General features: G+C 60.9%; 14 protein-coding genes. 6 read left to right on the top strand and 8 right to left on the bottom strand.

Features of this window, described 5'->3' with window-relative positions; genetic code table 11:
• Nucleotides 1-27 precede the first annotated feature (27 nt).
• Both oadA and AC0IXA_RS09495 read right to left on the bottom strand, forming a co-directional pair.
• Nucleotides 28-1836, bottom strand: coding sequence for a sodium-extruding oxaloacetate decarboxylase subunit alpha (oadA, locus tag AC0IXA_RS09490; protein WP_471812758.1), 1809 nt, complete (start codon nucleotides 1834-1836; stop codon nucleotides 28-30).
• Nucleotides 1837-1937: 101 nt separating this feature from the next.
• Nucleotides 1938-3353, bottom strand: coding sequence for an acetyl-CoA carboxylase biotin carboxylase subunit (locus AC0IXA_RS09495; RefSeq protein ID WP_024014853.1), 1416 nt, complete (start codon nucleotides 3351-3353; stop codon nucleotides 1938-1940).
• 190 nt (nucleotides 3354-3543) lie between these two features.
• On the opposite strand from AC0IXA_RS09495, the gene AC0IXA_RS09500 reads away from it, so the two are divergent.
• On the top strand, nucleotides 3544-4506 hold the full coding sequence (locus tag AC0IXA_RS09500) for a LysR family transcriptional regulator (RefSeq protein ID WP_122612790.1): 963 nt from the start codon (nucleotides 3544-3546) through the stop codon (nucleotides 4504-4506).
• On the opposite strand, the gene AC0IXA_RS09505 is transcribed toward AC0IXA_RS09500, so the two are convergent.
• The 3 genes from AC0IXA_RS09505 to AC0IXA_RS09515 form a co-directional block, all read right to left on the bottom strand.
• Nucleotides 4448-4651: a PA3496 family putative envelope integrity protein gene (locus AC0IXA_RS09505; protein ID WP_081932351.1), complete on the bottom strand. Its 204-nt coding sequence runs from the start codon at nucleotides 4649-4651 to the stop codon at nucleotides 4448-4450. The two genes, AC0IXA_RS09500 and AC0IXA_RS09505, sit on opposite strands and share 59 nt — an antisense overlap.
• A 161-nt stretch (nucleotides 4652-4812) precedes the next feature.
• Nucleotides 4813-5679, bottom strand: a complete 867-nt coding sequence (hexR, locus tag AC0IXA_RS09510; protein ID WP_007962240.1) for a transcriptional regulator HexR — start codon at nucleotides 5677-5679, stop codon at nucleotides 4813-4815.
• Between the two features lie 127 nt (nucleotides 5680-5806).
• Nucleotides 5807-8680, bottom strand: a complete 2874-nt coding sequence (locus AC0IXA_RS09515; RefSeq protein ID WP_471812762.1) for a putative bifunctional diguanylate cyclase/phosphodiesterase — start codon at nucleotides 8678-8680, stop codon at nucleotides 5807-5809.
• Between the two features lie 256 nt (nucleotides 8681-8936).
• On the opposite strand from AC0IXA_RS09515, the gene uvrD reads away from it, so the two are divergent.
• The 3 genes from uvrD to AC0IXA_RS09530 all read left to right on the top strand — a co-directional run bounded on the left by uvrD (nucleotide 8937) and on the right by AC0IXA_RS09530 (nucleotide 12778).
• Nucleotides 8937-11120, top strand: a complete 2184-nt coding sequence (uvrD, locus tag AC0IXA_RS09520) for a DNA helicase II (protein WP_016772450.1) — start codon at nucleotides 8937-8939, stop codon at nucleotides 11118-11120.
• A 239-nt stretch (nucleotides 11121-11359) separates the two neighbouring features.
• Nucleotides 11360-12235 (top strand): Tim44 domain-containing protein, encoded by an 876-nt coding sequence (locus AC0IXA_RS09525; protein WP_122506273.1) that lies wholly within the window; start codon nucleotides 11360-11362, stop codon nucleotides 12233-12235.
• Between the two features lie 135 nt (nucleotides 12236-12370).
• Nucleotides 12371-12778: an SMI1/KNR4 family protein gene (locus AC0IXA_RS09530; protein ID WP_038359443.1), complete on the top strand. Its 408-nt coding sequence runs from the start codon at nucleotides 12371-12373 to the stop codon at nucleotides 12776-12778.
• 21 nt (nucleotides 12779-12799) lie between these two features.
• Here the strand turns inward: AC0IXA_RS09530 and AC0IXA_RS09535 are convergent, their stop codons facing one another.
• Nucleotides 12800-14563 carry a cation:proton antiporter gene (locus AC0IXA_RS09535; protein ID WP_258604240.1) on the bottom strand — a complete coding sequence of 588 codons (1764 nt, stop codon included), beginning with the start codon at nucleotides 14561-14563 and terminating at the stop codon, nucleotides 12800-12802.
• Between the two features lie 278 nt (nucleotides 14564-14841).
• Between AC0IXA_RS09535 and AC0IXA_RS09540 the strand changes: the two genes are divergently transcribed.
• Nucleotides 14842-15324: an acyl-CoA thioesterase gene (locus tag AC0IXA_RS09540; RefSeq protein WP_016772447.1), complete on the top strand. Its 483-nt coding sequence runs from the start codon at nucleotides 14842-14844 to the stop codon at nucleotides 15322-15324.
• Between the two features lie 101 nt (nucleotides 15325-15425).
• Here AC0IXA_RS09540 and pdxY read toward each other — a convergent pair whose 3' ends face one another.
• Nucleotides 15426-16298: a pyridoxal kinase PdxY gene (pdxY, locus tag AC0IXA_RS09545; RefSeq protein WP_042608042.1), complete on the bottom strand. Its 873-nt coding sequence runs from the start codon at nucleotides 16296-16298 to the stop codon at nucleotides 15426-15428.
• Nucleotides 16299-16415: 117 nt separating this feature from the next.
• On the opposite strand from pdxY, the gene AC0IXA_RS09550 reads away from it, so the two are divergent.
• Nucleotides 16416-16829: a DUF3301 domain-containing protein gene (locus AC0IXA_RS09550; RefSeq protein WP_038861179.1), complete on the top strand. Its 414-nt coding sequence runs from the start codon at nucleotides 16416-16418 to the stop codon at nucleotides 16827-16829.
• Between the two features lie 68 nt (nucleotides 16830-16897).
• Here AC0IXA_RS09550 and AC0IXA_RS09555 read toward each other — a convergent pair whose 3' ends face one another.
• Nucleotides 16898-17863: a CobW family GTP-binding protein gene (locus tag AC0IXA_RS09555; protein WP_471812767.1), complete on the bottom strand. Its 966-nt coding sequence runs from the start codon at nucleotides 17861-17863 to the stop codon at nucleotides 16898-16900.
• Between the last annotated feature and the right edge of the window lies 1 nt (nucleotide 17864).

Consider the following 17864-nt stretch of genomic DNA (forward strand, 5'->3'; position numbering starts at 1 on the left):
TTAAAGCGTTGGATCGCGACTGTTACCTCAGCCTTCGATCTCGATGAGGATTTCGCCCGGGTTGACCCGGTCGCCCTTGGCCACATGAATCGCGGTGACCTTGCCGGCAATGGCGGCCTGGACTTCGGTTTCCATCTTCATCGCTTCGGTGATCAGTACCGCCTGGCCAGCCTTGACGGTGTCGCCCTCCTTGACCAGCACGTCGACGATGTTGCCCGGCATGGTGGTGCTGACATGGCCTGGTGCCGAGGCCTGTTTGCGTTTGCTGCTGCCGCCGCCAACGAATTCGTTGAGCGGCTCGAACACCACTTCTTCCGGCATGCCGTCGATGGACAGATAGAAGTGGCGCTTGCCTTCAGCCTTGACGCCGACACCAGTGATATCGACGCGATAGGTCTCGCCGTGGACGTCGATGACGAACTCGGTCGGCACGCCTTCGCCGCCCGCCGAAGCAACGGCGCCCGCTTCCGGGATTGGCAACAGCACTTCCGGCGTGAGGGTGCCGGCGGCACGCTCCTCGAGGAACTTGCGGCCGATGTCCGGGAACATGGCGAAGGTCAGTACGTCTTCTTCGGACTTGGCCAGTGCACCGATATCGGCACGCAGCTTGGTCATTTCCGGCTTGAGCAGATCGGCCGGGCGCACGTCGATGACGTCTTCGCTGCCGATCGCCTGACGGCGCAGTTTTTCATTGACCACGCCCGGTGCCTTGCCGTAGCCGCCCTGCAGATACAGCTTCACTTCGTTGGTGATGGTCTTGTAGCGCTCGCCGGCCAGTACGTTGAAAAATGCCTGGGTGCCGACGATCTGCGAGGTTGGAGTCACCAGCGGCGGGAAGCCAAGGTCTTCACGCACGCGCGGGATTTCTGCGAGCACTTCGCTCATGCGGTTCAGAGCGCCCTGCTCTTTCAACTGGTTGGCGAGGTTGGAAATCATCCCGCCCGGCACCTGGTTGACCTGCACACGGGTATCGACGGCGGTGAATTCGCTTTCGAACTGGTGGTACTTCTTGCGCACGGCATAGAAGTACAGGCCGATTTCCTGGAGCAGCTCCAGATTCAGGCCGGTGTCGTACTCGGTGCCCTTGAGCGCAGCGACCATTGATTCGGTGCCCGGGTGGCTGGTGCCCGAGGCGAAGCTGGAGATCGCGGTGTCGATGTGGTCGGCACCGTTTTCGATCGCCTTGAGCTGGCACATGGCGGCCAGGCCAGCGGTGTCGTGGGAGTGGATGAACACCGGCAGCGACTGCTCGGCTTTCAACGCGCGCACCAGTTCACCGGTGGCGTATGGAGTCAGCAGACCGGCCATGTCCTTGATCGCCACCGAGTCGCAACCCATGGACTCCATTTGCCTGGCCTGGGTGACGAAGGCCTCGATGGTGTGCACCGGACTGGTGGTATAGGCGATGGTGCCCTGTGCGTGTTTGCCGGCAGCCTTCACCGCTTCGATGGCCACGCGCAGGTTACGCACATCGTTCATCGCATCGAAAATGCGGAACACGTCGATGCCGTTCACCGCTGCTTTGGCGACGAAGGCTTTGACCACATCATCGCTGTAGTGGCGATAGCCGAGCAGATTCTGCCCGCGCAGGAGCATTTGCAGACGGGTGTTGGGCAACGCCGCACGCAGTTGGCGCAGGCGCTCCCACGGGTCTTCCTTGAGAAAGCGCACACAGGCGTCGAACGTCGCGCCGCCCCAGCATTCCAGCGACCAGTAGCCGACCTTGTCGAGCTTGTCGCAGATCGGCAGCATGTCTTCGGTGCGCATGCGGGTGGCGAGCAGCGATTGGTGAGCGTCGCGCAGGATGGTGTCGGTAACGAAGATCTTCTTAGTCATTGGTATCTCCTCATAGCGGCAAGCTTCAAGCTACGAGCTGCAAGAAAAAGCCAATCTGCTTTTACTTGCCGCTTGCAGCTGAAAGCTCGCAGCTGCTTCATTCATAGGCCTGCGTGGGCGGCGATGGCGGCGGCGATGGCCAGGGCCAGCTCTTCGGGTTTGCGCTTGATCGAGTAGTTGGTCAGTTCCGGGTGGCTTTCAACGAAGCTGGTGTTGAACTGGCCGCTACGGAATTCCGGGTTGCGCAGGATTTCCTGGTAGTACGCGGCGGTGGTCTTCACGCCCTGCAGACGCATGTCGTCCAGCGCCCGCAGACCACGGTCCATCGCCTCTTCCCAAGTCAGCGCCCAGACCACCAGTTTCAGGCACATCGAGTCGTAGAACGGTGGAATGGTGTAGCCGGTGTAGATCGCCGTGTCGGTGCGCACGCCCGGGCCGCCGGGGGCGTAGTAACGGGTGATCTTGCCGAAGCTCGGCAGGAAGTTGTTCTTCGGGTCTTCAGCGTTGATACGGAACTGCAACGCAAAGCCACGGTGCTGAATGTCTTCCTGCTTCACCGACAGCGGCAGGCCGGAAGCGATGCGAATCTGCTCGCGGACGATGTCGATGCCGGTGATTTCTTCGGTGATGGTGTGTTCCACCTGCACCCGCGTGTTCATTTCCATGAAGTACACCTCGCCCTCGGCGAGCAGGAACTCCACGGTACCGGCATTCTCATAACCCACTGCCTTGGCCGCACGCACCGACAGGTCGCCGATGTAGGCGCGTTGTTCCGGGGTCAGCTGCGGACTCGGCGCGATCTCGATCAGCTTCTGATTGCGGCGCTGGATCGAGCAGTCACGTTCGAACAGGTGCACAACGTTGCCGAAGCTGTCGCCAAGGATCTGCGCTTCGATGTGCTTGGGATTGACGATGCATTTTTCCAGGAACACTTCCGCCGAACCGAATGCTTTGGTGGCTTCCGATATGACACGAGGGAAGTTCTGTTCAAGTTCTTCGCGGCTGTTGCAGCGACGGATACCGCGACCGCCACCACCAGAGGTGGCCTTGAGCATTACCGGGTAACCGATGCGGTCGCCCTCAACCAAGGCTTCTTCGATGCCGGAGACGTTGCCCTCGGTGCCGGGCGTCACCGGCACGCCGGCCTTGATCATGCTGCGCCGCGCTTCGGTCTTGTCGCCCATGCGCCGGATGACTTCCGCCGACGGGCCGATGAATTTGATGCCGCGCTCGGCGCAGATTTCCGCCAGCTCGGCGTTTTCCGACAGGAAACCGTAGCCGGGGTGCAGCGCATCGCAGCCGGTTTCCACCGCCAGGTTCACCAGCTTGCGCGGGTTCAGGTAGCCGGCCAGTGGCTCGGCTCCGACGCTGTGGGCCTCGTCCGCACGCTTCACATGCAAGGCATGGCGATCGGCATCGGAGAAAATCGCAACCGAGCGAATGCCCATTTCGGCGCAGGCTCGTACGATGCGTACGGCAATCTCACCACGGTTGGCGATCAGGATCTTTTTTATCACTTGGAGGTTCCCTTGAGCCGGTGGCACCACGACCTGCTAGACCCAGGTCGACGCGTGACCAAATGTTTCAATTCAGTCGCAGGTCCACACTAGCGCTGCTGAGGGATTAACAAAAATGAATAAAAATTGGGTCAGGCATAAGTAAACACTTATAGTCGGAACATCCGTGTGCCGTGAGAGCCTGAATAAAATGCGTAAGTCATTGATGCGTATGACGTTGCGTCAGTTGCAGATCTTCAATGAGGTGTGTGATTTACGTTCCTACAGCCGCGCCGCCGAGGAAATGTCCCTCACACAACCAGCCGTGAGCCTACAGATTCGTCAGCTTGAAGAGCTGATCGGCCAGCCGCTGTTCGACTATGTCGGCAAAAAACTCTACATGACCGAGGCGGCCGAAGCGCTTCAGCGCGCCAGCCGCGACATTTTCGGACGACTGGAAAATCTCGATATGCAACTGTCGGACATGCAGGGTTCGCTGCAGGGTCAGCTGAAACTGGCAGTGGAATCGAGCGCCAAATATTTCGTGCCGCATCTGTTCGCCGCGTTCAAGCGCCAGCATCCGGAAGTCAATTTGCAGCTGACGGTGGTCAACCGTGGCCAGGTCATTCGCCGCCTCTCGGACAATCGCGATGATCTGGTGATCATGTCGATGGTGCCGCAGGACATGGGCCTGGAATTTCTGCCGTTCCTCAACAATCCGATTGTCGCCGTGGCGCGCCCGGATCACCCGCTGGCGCACATGGGCCCGTTGCGCTTGCAGGATCTGGAGCCGTATACGCTGCTGATCCGCGAGCCGGGTTCTGGCACACGTCTGGCCTGCGAAGAATATTTCAAGGAAAAGCGCGTGCACTTCACCCAGACCCAGGAGGTAGCCTCGGCCGAAGCCCAGCGCGAATGCGTGGTGGCGGGTCTGGGCCTGGCGCTGTTGACGCGCCACGCCCTGAACCTGGAGCTGGCGACCGGCGGCCTGGTCGAGCTGCCGGTCGAAGAGTTGCCGCTGCTGCGCAGTTGGTGTCTGGTGCAGGCCAAAGCCAAGCGGCTGTCACCGGTGGCGCACGCCTTCCTGGCGTTTATCCGCAGCGAGCGGGCGCAGATTATTGCGTTGGTTGAGCGTTTCGACGGGAAGCTGCGGGCGTCGCCTGCCAGTGCGTAATTTCGGGAAAATCGCCGATCTCAGCCTGAAGCTGGCGAAGTTCGAAGCGATCTTCGATTGCGCGGCGAAATTCCATGCGGCGCTGATCTTCCTGCTGACGACGGGTTTTCGCGGCGCTGTTGCGTTCTTCGTAGGGCTGAGCCATTTCGAGTCTCCCAGGGCGAGTACGGGAGTTTCACGATAGGCGTGGGGGATGACGGTTTGATGAAAGTTTCCGTCAAAAAGTAAAAGATCGCAGCCTTCGGCAGCTCCTACAGGGAACGCATTCCAAATGTAGGAGCTGCCGAAGGCTGCGATCTTTTGATCTTAATCGTCCAGCGCTTTCACGGCTTTCGGAGACAAACGCAAACTGCGCAGACTGCGCTTGACGCTCTTGAGGTGATTGACCAGGCTCGGCCCGCGCGCCATGGCCACGCCCATCGCCAGCACGTCGATCACCACCAGGTGGGCGATTCGCGAGGTCAGCGGCGTGTAGATCTCGGTGTCTTCGTGCACATCGATCGCTAGATTGACGGTCGACAGTTCGGCCAACGGCGTCTGGCTCGGACACAGGGTGATCAACGACGCCCCGCTTTCGCGAACGAGGTTGGCGGTGATCAGCAAATCCTTGGAGCGCCCCGACTGGGAAATACAGATCGCCACATCGGTAGGCTTCAGCGTCACAGCCGACATCGCCTGCATGTGCGGATCGGAATACGCCGCTGCGGTCAGCAGCAGGCGGAAGAACTTGTGCTGTGCATCCGCGGCCACCGCACCGGAAGCACCGAAGCCGTAGAACTCGACACGCTGCGCCTGGGACATCAGCGTCACCGCGCGCTGCAACTCGACCGGGTCGAGCTTCTCGCGCACTTCCATCAGGGTGTGCAGCGTGGTGTCGAAAATCTTCAGGCTGTAGTCGGCGACGGAGTCGTCTTCGTGGATCGCGAACTGGCCGAAGCTGGCGCCGGCGGCCAGGCTTTGCGCCAGTTTCAGTTTGAGGTCCTGAAAGCCGGAACAACCGATCGCGCGGCAGAAACGCACGATGGTCGGCTCGCTGATGCCGACGCTGTGAGCCAGGTCGGCCATGGAACTGTGCATCACTGCCGCAGGGTCAAGCAGCACGTGGTCGGCGACCTTGAGCTCCGACTTGCGTAACAGGTGACGTGACTGGGCGATGTGTTGCAGCAGATTCAAGGGGCTGGACTCTTCTTGTGGGCAAGGATGTAGCAAGCTTGTAGTTATACTACATGAATGGGCATTTTGCCTGCTCAATGCGTAACTCGATGTCCCGGCATCAGGCACGCTGAGGAGCATGTAGCCCTTACTGCGGGTTTTTCTGATCACGCAAAAGCCCGGCCAGACAAGCAGCGTCTACCGGCCGGCTGATCAGATAACCCTGCACCTCGTCGCAGTGTTCGGCGCGCAGAAATGCCAGCTGATCCTCACGCTCGACGCCCTCGGCCACGACTTTCAGGGCCAGTCCGTGGGCCATGGCGATGATCGCGCGAGTGATCGCTGCGTCCGCACTGCCCTCGCTCAAGCCGCGAATGAACGCCTGATCGATCTTCACGTAATCCACCGGAATGCGCTTGAGGTAACTCAACGACGAATACCCGGTACCGAAATCATCAATCGCCAGTTTCACTCCCAGATCGCGCAGTTGCTGGAACGTTGCAATGATGTGTTCGACGCTGTCGAGCAAATGACTTTCGGTCAGCTCCAGCTCGAGGTAGTGCGGCGCCAGCCCGGTTTCTTCCAGCACCTGCCGGACCAGACTGACCAGCTTGCCCTGGCGCAGCTGATGCACCGACAGGTTCACCGACACGCGGATCGGCGCCAGGCCCTGGCGCTGCCATTCGCACGCTTGCCAACACGCCTGACGCAAGACGAATTCACCGATCGGCCCGATCAGACCGGTCTCTTCGGCCAGGCCAATGAAATCCGCCGGCGGCACCTGGCCCATGCTCGGATGATCCCAGCGCACCAGCGCTTCAGCGGCATTCATGCGGCCGGTTTGCAGGCACAGTTTCGGTTGGTAGAACACCGTCAGTTGCTGTTCTTCAATGGCCCTGCGCAGGTGGTTTTCCAGCTGCAAACGTTCGAGTGTGCTGGCTTGCAGGCTGTCGGTGAAGAACTGGAAATTGTTGCCGCCCAGATGTTTGGCATGCTGCATGGCCATGTTCGACTGGCTGACCAACGCCGAGATCTCACGCGCGTTGTCCGGCAACAGGCTGATGCCCATCGAAGCGCTGACCACCAGTTCATGCCCGTCAACGCTCAGCGGCAACCGCAGCTTGGCCGACAACCGCGTCGCTACCCGTGCCAGGCTCGACAGATTGCCGTAGGCATCGAACAGCACGGCAAATTCGTCACCGGACAGGCGCGCAATGGTGTCGGCTTCCGGCAAGGCATTGACCAGCCGCCGGGCCATCTTCTGCAGAAGCTGATCGGCGACTTCGTGGCCGAGGCTGTCATTGAGCAATTTGAAGCGATCGAGATTGATGTGCAGCAACGCCAGACTGCGGCGCCCGCCCTGGCGCACCCGCTGATGGGCTTCGTGCAGACGTTCGCGGAACAGTGAACGGTTGGCCAGGCCGGTGAGCTCGTCGTAATGGGTCAAATAGCGCATGCGCTCTTCCGAGGCCCGCCGCGCCGAGAGATCGGCGAAGAAGCCGACGATGTGGCTGACATTGCCACGGCTATCACGCACGGCATTGAGTTGCAGCCACTGCGGATACAGCTCGCCGTTCTTGCGGGTTTCCACCAGTTCGCCCTGCCAACTGCCGTACTGCTCCAGCGCATGACGGATCGCCACATAGTGACGACGGGCATCGCGGCTGCACGGCAACTCGACGACGTTGCGCCCGAGCATGTCGTCGATCTCGTAGCCGGTGACCCGGCTGAAAGCCTGGTTGATCGCGATCAGCGCGTAATCCGGGTCGAGAATCACGATGCCTTCGCTGGCCGCCTCGAACACCGTGGCCGCCAGTCGTTGCTGTTCTTCGAGACTTTTACTGGCGCTGATATCGCGGCGAGTGCCGACCATGCGGATCACCCGGCCGTTGGCGCTGCGCTCTACGGCGCGACCACGGTCCTCGATCCACACCCAGTGACCGTCGCCGTGGCGCAGGCGATATTCGACCTGATAATCCTCGGTGCGCCCCTTCAGATGCTCGACCAGGGCGAACTTGAGTGACGGCACATCTTCAGGATGCAGTCGCGGCTTGAGGTCGCGCAGCAGCGCCGTGACGTATTCCGGGGCGAGGCCGAACAGTTCCTGAATCTGCGTGTGGTGGACTTCGTCGGTCTGCAGGTTCCAGTCCCACAATCCGAGTTCACTGGCCTTGAGCGCCAGCGCCAGGCGCGCTTCGCTTTTGCTCAGGGCCTGATTGGCGGCATCCAGTTCGCGGCTGCGCTGGGCGACGCGATCTTCGAGATCGACCTGCGCTTCACGCAATTGCGCCTCGGCACATCGGCGCTGCTCGATCTCTTTGCCCAGCTCCTGATTGAGTTGTTCGCTGCGCGTTTGCGCTTGCTGCAAATGCTCGATCAGGTGCTGATTCTGGAAGCGCCGCAGCAATCCACGGTCGATCAGCCGATTGACCTGCCATGCCACCACACTCAGCGAACCGAGCAGGATCAGCCCCAGCCAGCCCCAGCCCCGTGCCTGATCGTCGCCGCCCCAGAACAGGTAGCCGATCGCTGGCAGCAGGCACGGCAAGGTAAACGACAGGAACGCCGGCAGGCTCACCGCGTAGGCGACACTGGCCGACAGCGTTGCCGCGCCGATCAGGCCGAACACCCAGGCTTGCTGCATGAAGTTGTCAGCGGGTACCAGAGCGATGCCGGCTCCGGCCAGCGTCAGGCCGGTCATGGTCGAACCGAGCAGGAACATGCGGAACCAGATCGGCTGGGCCTGACGATCAGGAATCGCCGAATCGAACGCGGCCACCTGAATCACCCGCAGCGCGACCAGCGACAGCAGCCACACCAGCCAGACGCTGACCACGAAGTAGCGCTGCGGGCTCCAGAGCAAAGCGGCGCAGACCAGACCATTGATCAACATGAACAGCGTGGGCAACAGCGAGCCCTGATACAGCAGACGCGTGCGCTCCACCGCCATTTCGACGGCATAGTGCTTGCGGATCACCCGGGGGTCCACGGAGGGCCCCGACAGTTCGGCACTGAGGATCATGGGCAACGTTCTTGTTCTTATAGGAGGGCGTGCGCCCGAAACGTGGACGGAGCATACACAAGCCGATCCCGATGCCAAACTGCTGCCGATCACAATTGAGGGGGAATTTCCCGCCGCTTGCGCACCGCTGCAACCCCTCAGGCGAGACGGGCCGAAGCCTGCAGCCAGTGACCGACCGGTCGTCATCGGCAGCACTTTCATCGGCTAATGCAACGCACGGTTTGCCCGGGCCTGCGGCGCACCCTAGAATGCCCCGATGCGCGATGATCTCTCCCTTCTGCTGAACTCCCTCAACGATGCCCAACGCCAGGCCGTAGCAGCCCCCGTTGGTCGTCAGTTGGTCCTGGCCGGCGCCGGTTCCGGTAAAACCCGAGTGCTGGTGCACCGTATCGCCTGGTTGATCCAGGTCGAAAACGCCTCGCCTCACTCCATCCTGTCGGTGACCTTCACCAACAAGGCCGCTGCCGAGATGCGCCATCGCATCGAGCAGTTGCTGGGCATCAACCCGGCCGGCATGTGGGTCGGCACCTTCCACGGCCTCGCGCACCGCTTGCTGCGGGCGCATTGGCAGGAAGCGGGCCTGAGCCAGACCTTCCAGATTCTCGACAGCGATGACCAGCAGCGTCTGGTCAAGCGGGTGATCCGCGAGCTGGGCCTGGACGAGCAACGCTGGCCGGCGCGACAGGCGCAGTGGTTCATCAACGGCCAGAAAGACGAAGGTCTGCGGCCGCAACACATTCAGGCCAGCGGCGACCTGTTCCTGGCCACCATGCGCGGCATCTACGAAGCCTACGAGGCGGCGTGCCTGCGGGCTGGCGTGATCGATTTCTCCGAACTGCTGCTGCGCGCCCTCGATCTGTGGCGCGATCACCCGGGCCTGCTGGCGCATTATCAGAAACGCTTCCGGCATATTCTGGTCGACGAGTTCCAGGACACCAACGCCGTGCAGTACGCTTGGTTGCGCCTGCTCGGCAAAGGCGGCGACAGCCTGATGGTGGTCGGCGACGACGACCAGTCGATTTACGGCTGGCGCGGGGCGAAGATCGAGAACATCCATCAGTACTCTTCCGATTTCCCGGACTCCGAGACGATTCGCCTGGAGCAGAACTACCGCTCCACCGCCGGTATCCTCAAAGCCGCCAACGCGCTGATCGCCAACAACACCGGGCGTCTCGGTAAAGAGCTGTGGACCGACGGTGGCGACGGCGAAGCGATCAATCTGTACGCCGCGTTCAACGAACACGACGAAGCGCGTTACGTGGTGGAAACCATCGAAAGCGCGCTGAAAACCGGCCTTGCCCGCAGCGATATTGCGATTCTGTACCGCTCCAACGCCCAGTCGCGGGTGCTTGAAGAAGCCCTGCTGCGCGAGCGCATCCCGTACCGCATCTATGGCGGTCAGCGCTTCTTCGAACGCGCGGAAATCAAGAACGCCATGGCGTATCTGCGTTTGCTTGAGGGTCGCGGCAACGACGCGGCGCTGGAGCGGGTGATCAACGTACCGGCGCGGGGCATCGGCGAGAAAACTGTCGAGGCCATTCGCGAGCATGCGCGGCACAGCGACGTGTCGATGTGGGAAGCGATGCGCCTACTGGTGGCCAACAAAGGTCTGACCGGTCGCGCCGCGAGTGCGCTCGGTGCGTTCATCGAACTGATCGAGAACCTCGCTGCCAAGTGCGCCGAGATGCCGCTGCACCTGATGACGCAAACCGTCATCGAGCAGTCCGGTCTGATCGCTTATCACGAAGCGGAAAAAGGCGAAAAAGGCCAGGCCCGGGTGGAAAACCTTGAGGAACTGGTCAGCGCCGCGCGCAACTTCGAGAACACCGAAGAAGACGAAGAACTGACGCCACTGGCGGCGTTCCTCGGCCACGCTTCGCTGGAGGCCGGCGACACTCAGGCTGACGAGCACGAAGACAGCGTTCAGCTGATGACCCTGCACAGCGCCAAAGGCCTGGAATTCCCTTACGTGTTCCTCGTGGGCATGGAAGAAGGCCTGTTCCCGCACAAAATGAGCCTGGAAGAACCGGGGCGTCTTGAAGAGGAACGGCGTCTGGCTTACGTCGGTATCACCCGGGCGATGCAGAATCTGGTCATGACCTACGCGGAAACCCGGCGCCTGTACGGCAGCGAAACCTATAACAAGGTGTCGCGTTTCGTCCGCGAAGTGCCCAAAGGCCTGATTCAGGAAGTGCGCCTGTCCAACAGCGTCAGCCGACCGTTCGGCGGCAACCAGTCGATGAGCGGCAGCAGCCTGTTCAGCGGCAGCGAGATTCCGGAAACCGGTTTTGTGCTCGGTCAGGCCGTACGTCACTCGATCTTCGGCGAAGGGGTGATCCTCAACTTCGAAGGTTCCGGCGCCCAGGCCCGGGTGCAGGTGAACTTCAGCGAAGGCAGCAAGTGGCTGATGCTCGGCTATGCCAAGCTGGAAGCGATCTAACCACCGGCACTGAACCCATGTGGGAGCGAGCCTGCTCGCTCCCACAGGTTATGCGGCGCAAGTACATCAATCCCTCTGAACCTATCGCCTTTTCCTACAGACAAAAGTACATCGGCTGATTGCCTCGCCAAGCTGAACGCGACCTGTCAGGCAAAAGCCCGAAACACTCTCTCGCTAGCCAGTAACACTTCAGCTGTGCAACATGGCGCGCGTGTCTCCACAAAACGGGAATACCCTTTATGAAACGTTTTCTTAGCATCGCCATGGCGTTGTGCATCGGCCTGACGATGAGCCTCGACGCCAACGCCAAGCGCTTTGGTGGTGGCAAAAGCGCCGGCGCTGCGCCGACGCACCAGACCAGCCAGATGGCTCCTTCTTCTCCAGGCGTGGGCGGCGCAGCAGCGACCGCTGGCGCTGCCGGTGCTGCTGGCGCCGCGGCCAAGGCCGGCGGTGCTTCGCGCTGGCTCGGCCCGCTGGCGGGCATCGCCGCCGGCGGCCTGCTCGCATCGATGTTCATGGGCGACGGCTTCCAGGGCATGCAGATCTTCGACATCCTGATCATGGCCCTGATCGCGTTCGTGATCTTCCGCTTCATCGCCGCCCGTCGTCGCAAGCAGCAGGAGCAATTCGCTCCGGCCGGCGCGCCGATGCAGCGTGAAGTGTTCGAGCAGAAGCCTGCCGCCATGGGTTCGATCTTCGGTGGTTCGGCCGCTCCGGCTGCTGCCCGTCCGGTGATCAATGCACCGGCCTGGTTCAACGAACAGCGCTTCCTTGAAGCTGCGCGCAGCCACTTCCAGTCGCTGCAGCAGCACTGGGACGCCAACGAAATGGACAAGATCGCCGAGTTCGTGACCCCGCAAATGCTTGAGTTCCTCAAGCGTGAGCGTGCGGATCTGGGCGACGGCTTCCAGTCGACCTACATCGACAACCTGCAGGTACAACTGGACGGCGTCGACGATCGTGCCGACAAGACCATCGCCACCCTGACCTTCACCGGCGTGTCGAAAACCTCGCGTTTCGATCAGGGCGAAGTGTTCAGCGAAAGCTGGAACATGGAACGTCCGCAGGGCGACAACCAGCCTTGGCTGGTCGCCGGTATCCGCCAGAACGGCTGATCCCTGCTGCGCTTCACTTGCGGTAACAGAACCCCGGCCTCGGCCGGGGTTTTTCATTTCACGGTTGCATCTATGGCGAGCTACTGTATAAACCGGCCCATATAAACCGCGCCATTCAGCAAGAGGATCCCGGACGTGGAAGAAATCATCGAACAACTGCGCGAAGCCAACGAACCCGTACCGGTTCCTTTGGAATTGCCTGACGAAGACCTGCTGGTGGAAATCGAAGAACAACTGTTCATCGACATTCCATTCGTCTTCAAAGAATTTTTGCTGACCGTCAGCGATGTGGTCTATGGCAGCCTCGAGCCGGTGACCGTCACTGATCCGCAATCGCACACCTATCTGCCGGACGTGGCGGCCAATGCATGGGACGTGGGTGTTGATCGCAGCCTGATCCCGATCTGTCAGGACGGCGATGACTACTACTGTGTCGAAGAAGACGGCACCGTGGTGCTGTGGCAGGCCGAAGAAGAACTGATTGCCGAAGAAACCTGGGAATCGGTGTGGCACTGGGCGCGGGACGTCTGGCTGGAAAGCTGATCCGCCACACGCCCCGGCTGGTCAATGCCCCGACGACTCCTTGTGATTGTCGAGGGTTTCCAGCAAGGCCACCTGCATCCGCGTATGCACGCGGATGAACCAGCGCCACAGCAGCGCCGCTACGGCGGCCGCGACGACGGCGATCAGCACCAGCAGCTTGTTGGTCGGCAGGATACTGGCCGACAAGGCTGCCAACAGCAGGAAAATCACCAGCAGCGAGAGAATCGGGATCACTTCGGCGATCACCCGGCGCACTCGCTGCGTGTGACGCCCGGCCATCTCCGGCTTGACGCCCATCTCCGCCAACAGCATCGACAGCGCCTTGAGCTTGCGATAAGCCGCAATCAGGAACGGTAGCGAGACCAGCAACGCACCGCCCCAGATCAATGCCTTCTGCCAGCTCGGATCGCTGATCCAGTCCTGCAGCCACAACGACATGCGCTCGGCGAAGTATGCGCCGGCAAAGAAGATCGCAATCACCAGCGCCAGATTGACCCCGACCTGCAACAGGATCCGCCGGATCATCGACGCCAGCAGCGCACCCTCGCCCTGCGGTTGAATACTGCGCAACCATTCGCCATACATGCCGAGCACCCGCCCGAGCCGCTTGGGCACAGCGGCCGAGAGCTTGATCGACAACGGATCCGCCGCGCGAATCAGGTACGGCGTCAGCAGCGTGGTGATCACCGACACGGCTACAGCGACCGGATAGAGGAAGTTGCTGGTGACCTGCAAGGTCATGCCCAGCGCGGCGATGATGAAGGAAAATTCGCCAATCTGTGACAGACCCATGCCGACCCGCAGTGAGGTCCGTCCGTCGTTGCCAGCGATAAACGCACCGAGGCCGCAGGACAACATCTTGCCCAGCACCACGGCCACGGTGATCACCGCGATCGGCCAGGCGTATTCGATGAGAATCAGCGGGTCGAGCATCAAGCCGATGGCGACAAAAAAGATCGCACTGAACAAGTCGCGAACCGGCTCGACCAACTGCTCGATTTTCAACAACTGCTTCGACTCGGCCATGATCGCACCGATCAGGAAAGCGCCGAGCACCATGCTGTATTCAAGCTTGACCACCAGCAGGCAGAAGCCGAAACACAGGCCGAGCACGGTGATCAACAGCATCTCGTTGCTTTCGAATTTCGCCACATAAGCCAGCAGACGCGGCACCAACAGAATGCCGATGACCAGCGCGACGATCATGAACAGCGACAGCTTGCCGACCGTGGAAAACACTTCCCCCGAGCTCACCGTGCCGCTGACGGCGATGCTCGACAGCAGCGCGATGATGCCGATGCCAAGTATGTCCTCGACAATCAGCACACCGAAGATCAACTGCGCAAAGCGCTCGTTCTTCATCTTCAGATCGTTCAGCGCTTTGACGATGATGGTGGTTGAGGAGATCGCCAGAATCGCGCCGAGGAACAACGAATCCATGGTGTTCCAGTCGAACCAGCGACCGATTTCGTAGCCGATCCAGATCATCAGGATGATTTCGAGAAATGCGGCAATGAACGCCGTTGCCCCAACCTTGAACAACTTGCGCAGGCTGAACTCCAGGCCGAGGCAGAACATCAGGAAGATCACGCCGAGTTCGGCCAGGGTCTTGATGGTTTCTTCGTCGTGAATCAGGCCGAACGGTGGCGTATGCGGGCCGATGATGAAGCCGGCGACGATATAGCCGAGCACCACCGGCTGTTTGAAACGATGAAACAGTACGGTCACCACGCCCGCGACCAGCATGATCACTGCCAGATCCTGAATAAAACTGATGGCATGCATGGCGTGGGCTCCTTGATGACGAGGCGCGCGGACAGACGTCAGACGTTCTGCGCGAGCAGGGTAAAAATCCGCTTTTAATGTAGGAATTGCCCTTGGACAGGGCTTTTGCAGGTTAACACCGCGACTTCGCTCTGGAAGCCGGTGCAATATATGGAAACAGATCGCTACCGGCGTGACGGCGGCCCGCCGCGCGGCGTCCCGATAACGGTGCTTTTTGAAAAGCCACCAGGTGCCCGCAGAGGCGCTTCCTGCAATCAGCCTTGATCCGTGAGAACGTTATGGAACCCGGAAACGCCCAGCTGTCGATGACGGTACTGATGACCCCCGACATGGCCAACTTCTCTGGCAATGTCCATGGCGGCACCCTGCTCAAATACCTCGACGAAGTGGCTTACGCCTGCGCCAGCCGTTATGCCGGGCGCTACGTGGTGACCCTGTCGGTGGATCAGGTGATTTTCCGCGAGCCGATTCATGTCGGCGAACTGGTGACCTTCCTTGCCTCGGTCAACTACACCGGCAACACGTCGATGGAAGTCGGCATCAAAGTGGTCACCGAAAACATCCGCGAACGCTCGGTGCGCCACACCAACAGCTGCTTCTTCACCATGGTCGCGGTGGATGACCAGCGCAAACCGGCCGCCGTGCCGCCGCTGCAACCGCAGAACAGCGAAGACAAGCGCCGCTTCATGCAGGCGCAACAGCGCCGGCAGATTCGTCAGGAACTGGAGAAGCGTTATCAGGAGATCAAGGGCGACGCCTGATCAGCCTTGATTGATCGCTTTCGCGAGCAGGCTCGCTCCCACATTTGGAATGCATTCTTCCTGTGGGAACGAGCCTGCTCGCGAATAAAGACGACCCGGTCTCAGAGACTGATCGCGGTAGCCTCGAACTTCACCCGCGGATGCGCAATGCGATCCTGCGCCCGCACCAGTTGCAGCTCGTAACTGGCGCATGCCTGGGTTTCCAGCAACACCTCATGCACTGCCGCTGCGGTGAATTCGAACGCTGCCAGCAGGCTGTCGCCCAGCAACACCCGCGCCAGGAACAGACCAGAGGTCAGATCGCCGACGCCCACTGGCTGACGTGGAAACGCCAGCAACGGACGGCGCAGATGCCAGCTGCCCTCGGCGGTCACCAACAGCATTTCGAAGCCATCCGCCGGTTTGCCCGGATAATCCAGATGCTTGACCAGTACCGCTTTCGGTCCGCGCGCCAGCAGCGCCCGTGCCATCGCCAGGCAATCGAACAGCGACTGCGGCTTGCGCCCGGAAAAACTGTCCAGCTCCAACTGGTTCGGGCACATGATGTCCGCCACGGCCGCGGCCTCATCAAGAAGGAAATCGCTGACCTCGGTGGGCACGCTGCAACCCTTTTCCGGATGACCCATGACCGGATCACACAGATACAGCATCTTCGGATTGACCGCTTTGATCCGCGCCACACCGCTGAGAATCGCCCGTCCCTGCGCGGCGCTGCCGAGGTAGCCGGACAGCACCGCGTCGCAATTGCCCAGCTCGCCAATTGCGGCGATGCCTTCGATCAGCTCGGGAATCTGCTGCGGCGCCAGCACTTCACCGGCCCACTGACCATACTGGGTGTGGTTGGAGAACTGCACGGTGTTGAGCGGCCAGACATTGACCCCGACGCGCTGCATCGGAAAAACCGCAGCGCTGTTGCCGGCGTGGCCAAACACCACGTGGGACTGGATGGCGAGCAGATGAGGCGTACGTTTCATTCGGGTCATTCCGTAAAACGATTGAAATTCAAGCCGCGCAGTATGCGACGAAACACAGCCTGTACGACAGACCGGCGAGACAGTTAAGCTGACGCCATCATTTGGAGTTCGATGTAGATGCTGACCCTGGAAAACATCTTCGTGCTGATGCTGTTCGCCGCCGCTGGTGCCTGGCTATGGCACAACCACGGCTTGCGCGAGCGCGCGCTGGAGCGGGTCAAGCAACATTGCACCAACGTTGGCGTGGAATTGCTGGACGGTAACGTCGCGCTGAAAAAGATCGGTCTGATCAGGGATGCCAACGGTCGCCGACGACTGGCGCGGGTCTACAACTTCGAGTTCACCGTGACTGGCGAAAGCCGCCACAACGGCACCGTCACCCAGTTCGGCGCGCACAGTGCGCAGATTGAACTGGCGCCCTACCCTGCGCCGTTCGACGACACGCCGCCGGTGGTCGAAGTCCACAAGCCTCGGGCGGAAGTCATCGAGCTGAGCCAGTGGCGCCAGGAACATACCAAGTGGAAGCCTTGAAACGCCACAACACCGGCGCGTACATCCAAGTCCTGTAGGAGCTGCCGAAGGCTGCGATCTTTTGCTTCCTAAAGCTTGCGGCAAGCAGCGAGGCCCGCCTGAAGCACTTCAACTTCCTCAAGACCACTGAAAATCAGCTCGATCCGCGAATCTCTTCGCCATTCACTTACCTGCCATTCCAGCCCGGCATGCTCCAGCGCATTCCCCGAAACCCAGCCATCCGTGCTGTGGATAACCAGTTTCGCCCGCTTCCAGTCGAGTGAGCTCAGCCAATCGGCGATGCGAGCTTGATCAAAGACCTGCCGCGGATGCCAGCGCCAACCGATGCTCCACCCACCCTCCTGTGCCTGACTCAGGCAAATCGGTTCGGCCGGATCGCTCCAGACCGCTGGCAGCTGTGCCAATCCAGTGGGCAGCGGCAGATGCCCTGCGCCTTCGTTTGCTTTTACTTTCCCCCCCGGCAGCTCGCTCAGAGGCAGTTGCGCTTGCTGCGTCCAGATCAGCCTGACGGGCGGCAACTGGCTGGCGATTCTGTCTCGAGCCGTTTCATCAAGATCTTCGGCCTTGTTCAACAGCAACAACCCCGCGCTGGCCAACGCTTGCAGCTGGGCGTCCGGCAAGTCCCTACCTGCGTGCAATGCCTGAGCGTCCAAAACCAGAACACAGGGCTGAACCGCCAGCACGCCCAGCCACGGCGCCTCGTTGAGTTGCTTGAGCAACTGCCCCGGATGGCCCAGCCCGGATGGCTCGATAAACAGTCGATCCGGCCTGGCCTTTCGCAGCAGGCGGCCGAGGCCGATCTGGAATGGCGCGCCATTGACGCAACACAGACAGCCCCCGGCCACCTCACCCAGTGCGATACCATCGGCGTCATTCGTCAGCAATGCAGCATCCAGACCGATCTGGCCGAACTCGTTGATCAGCACCGCCCAGCGCTCGTCCGCAGGCCGTTGCGCCAGCAACTGGCGAATCAGGCTGGTCTTGCCGGCGCCCAACGAACCGGCGATGACGTGGGTCGGAATGTTCTGCAACATG

The sequence above is a fragment of the Pseudomonas sp. AC083 genome (genome assembly GCF_979253165.1).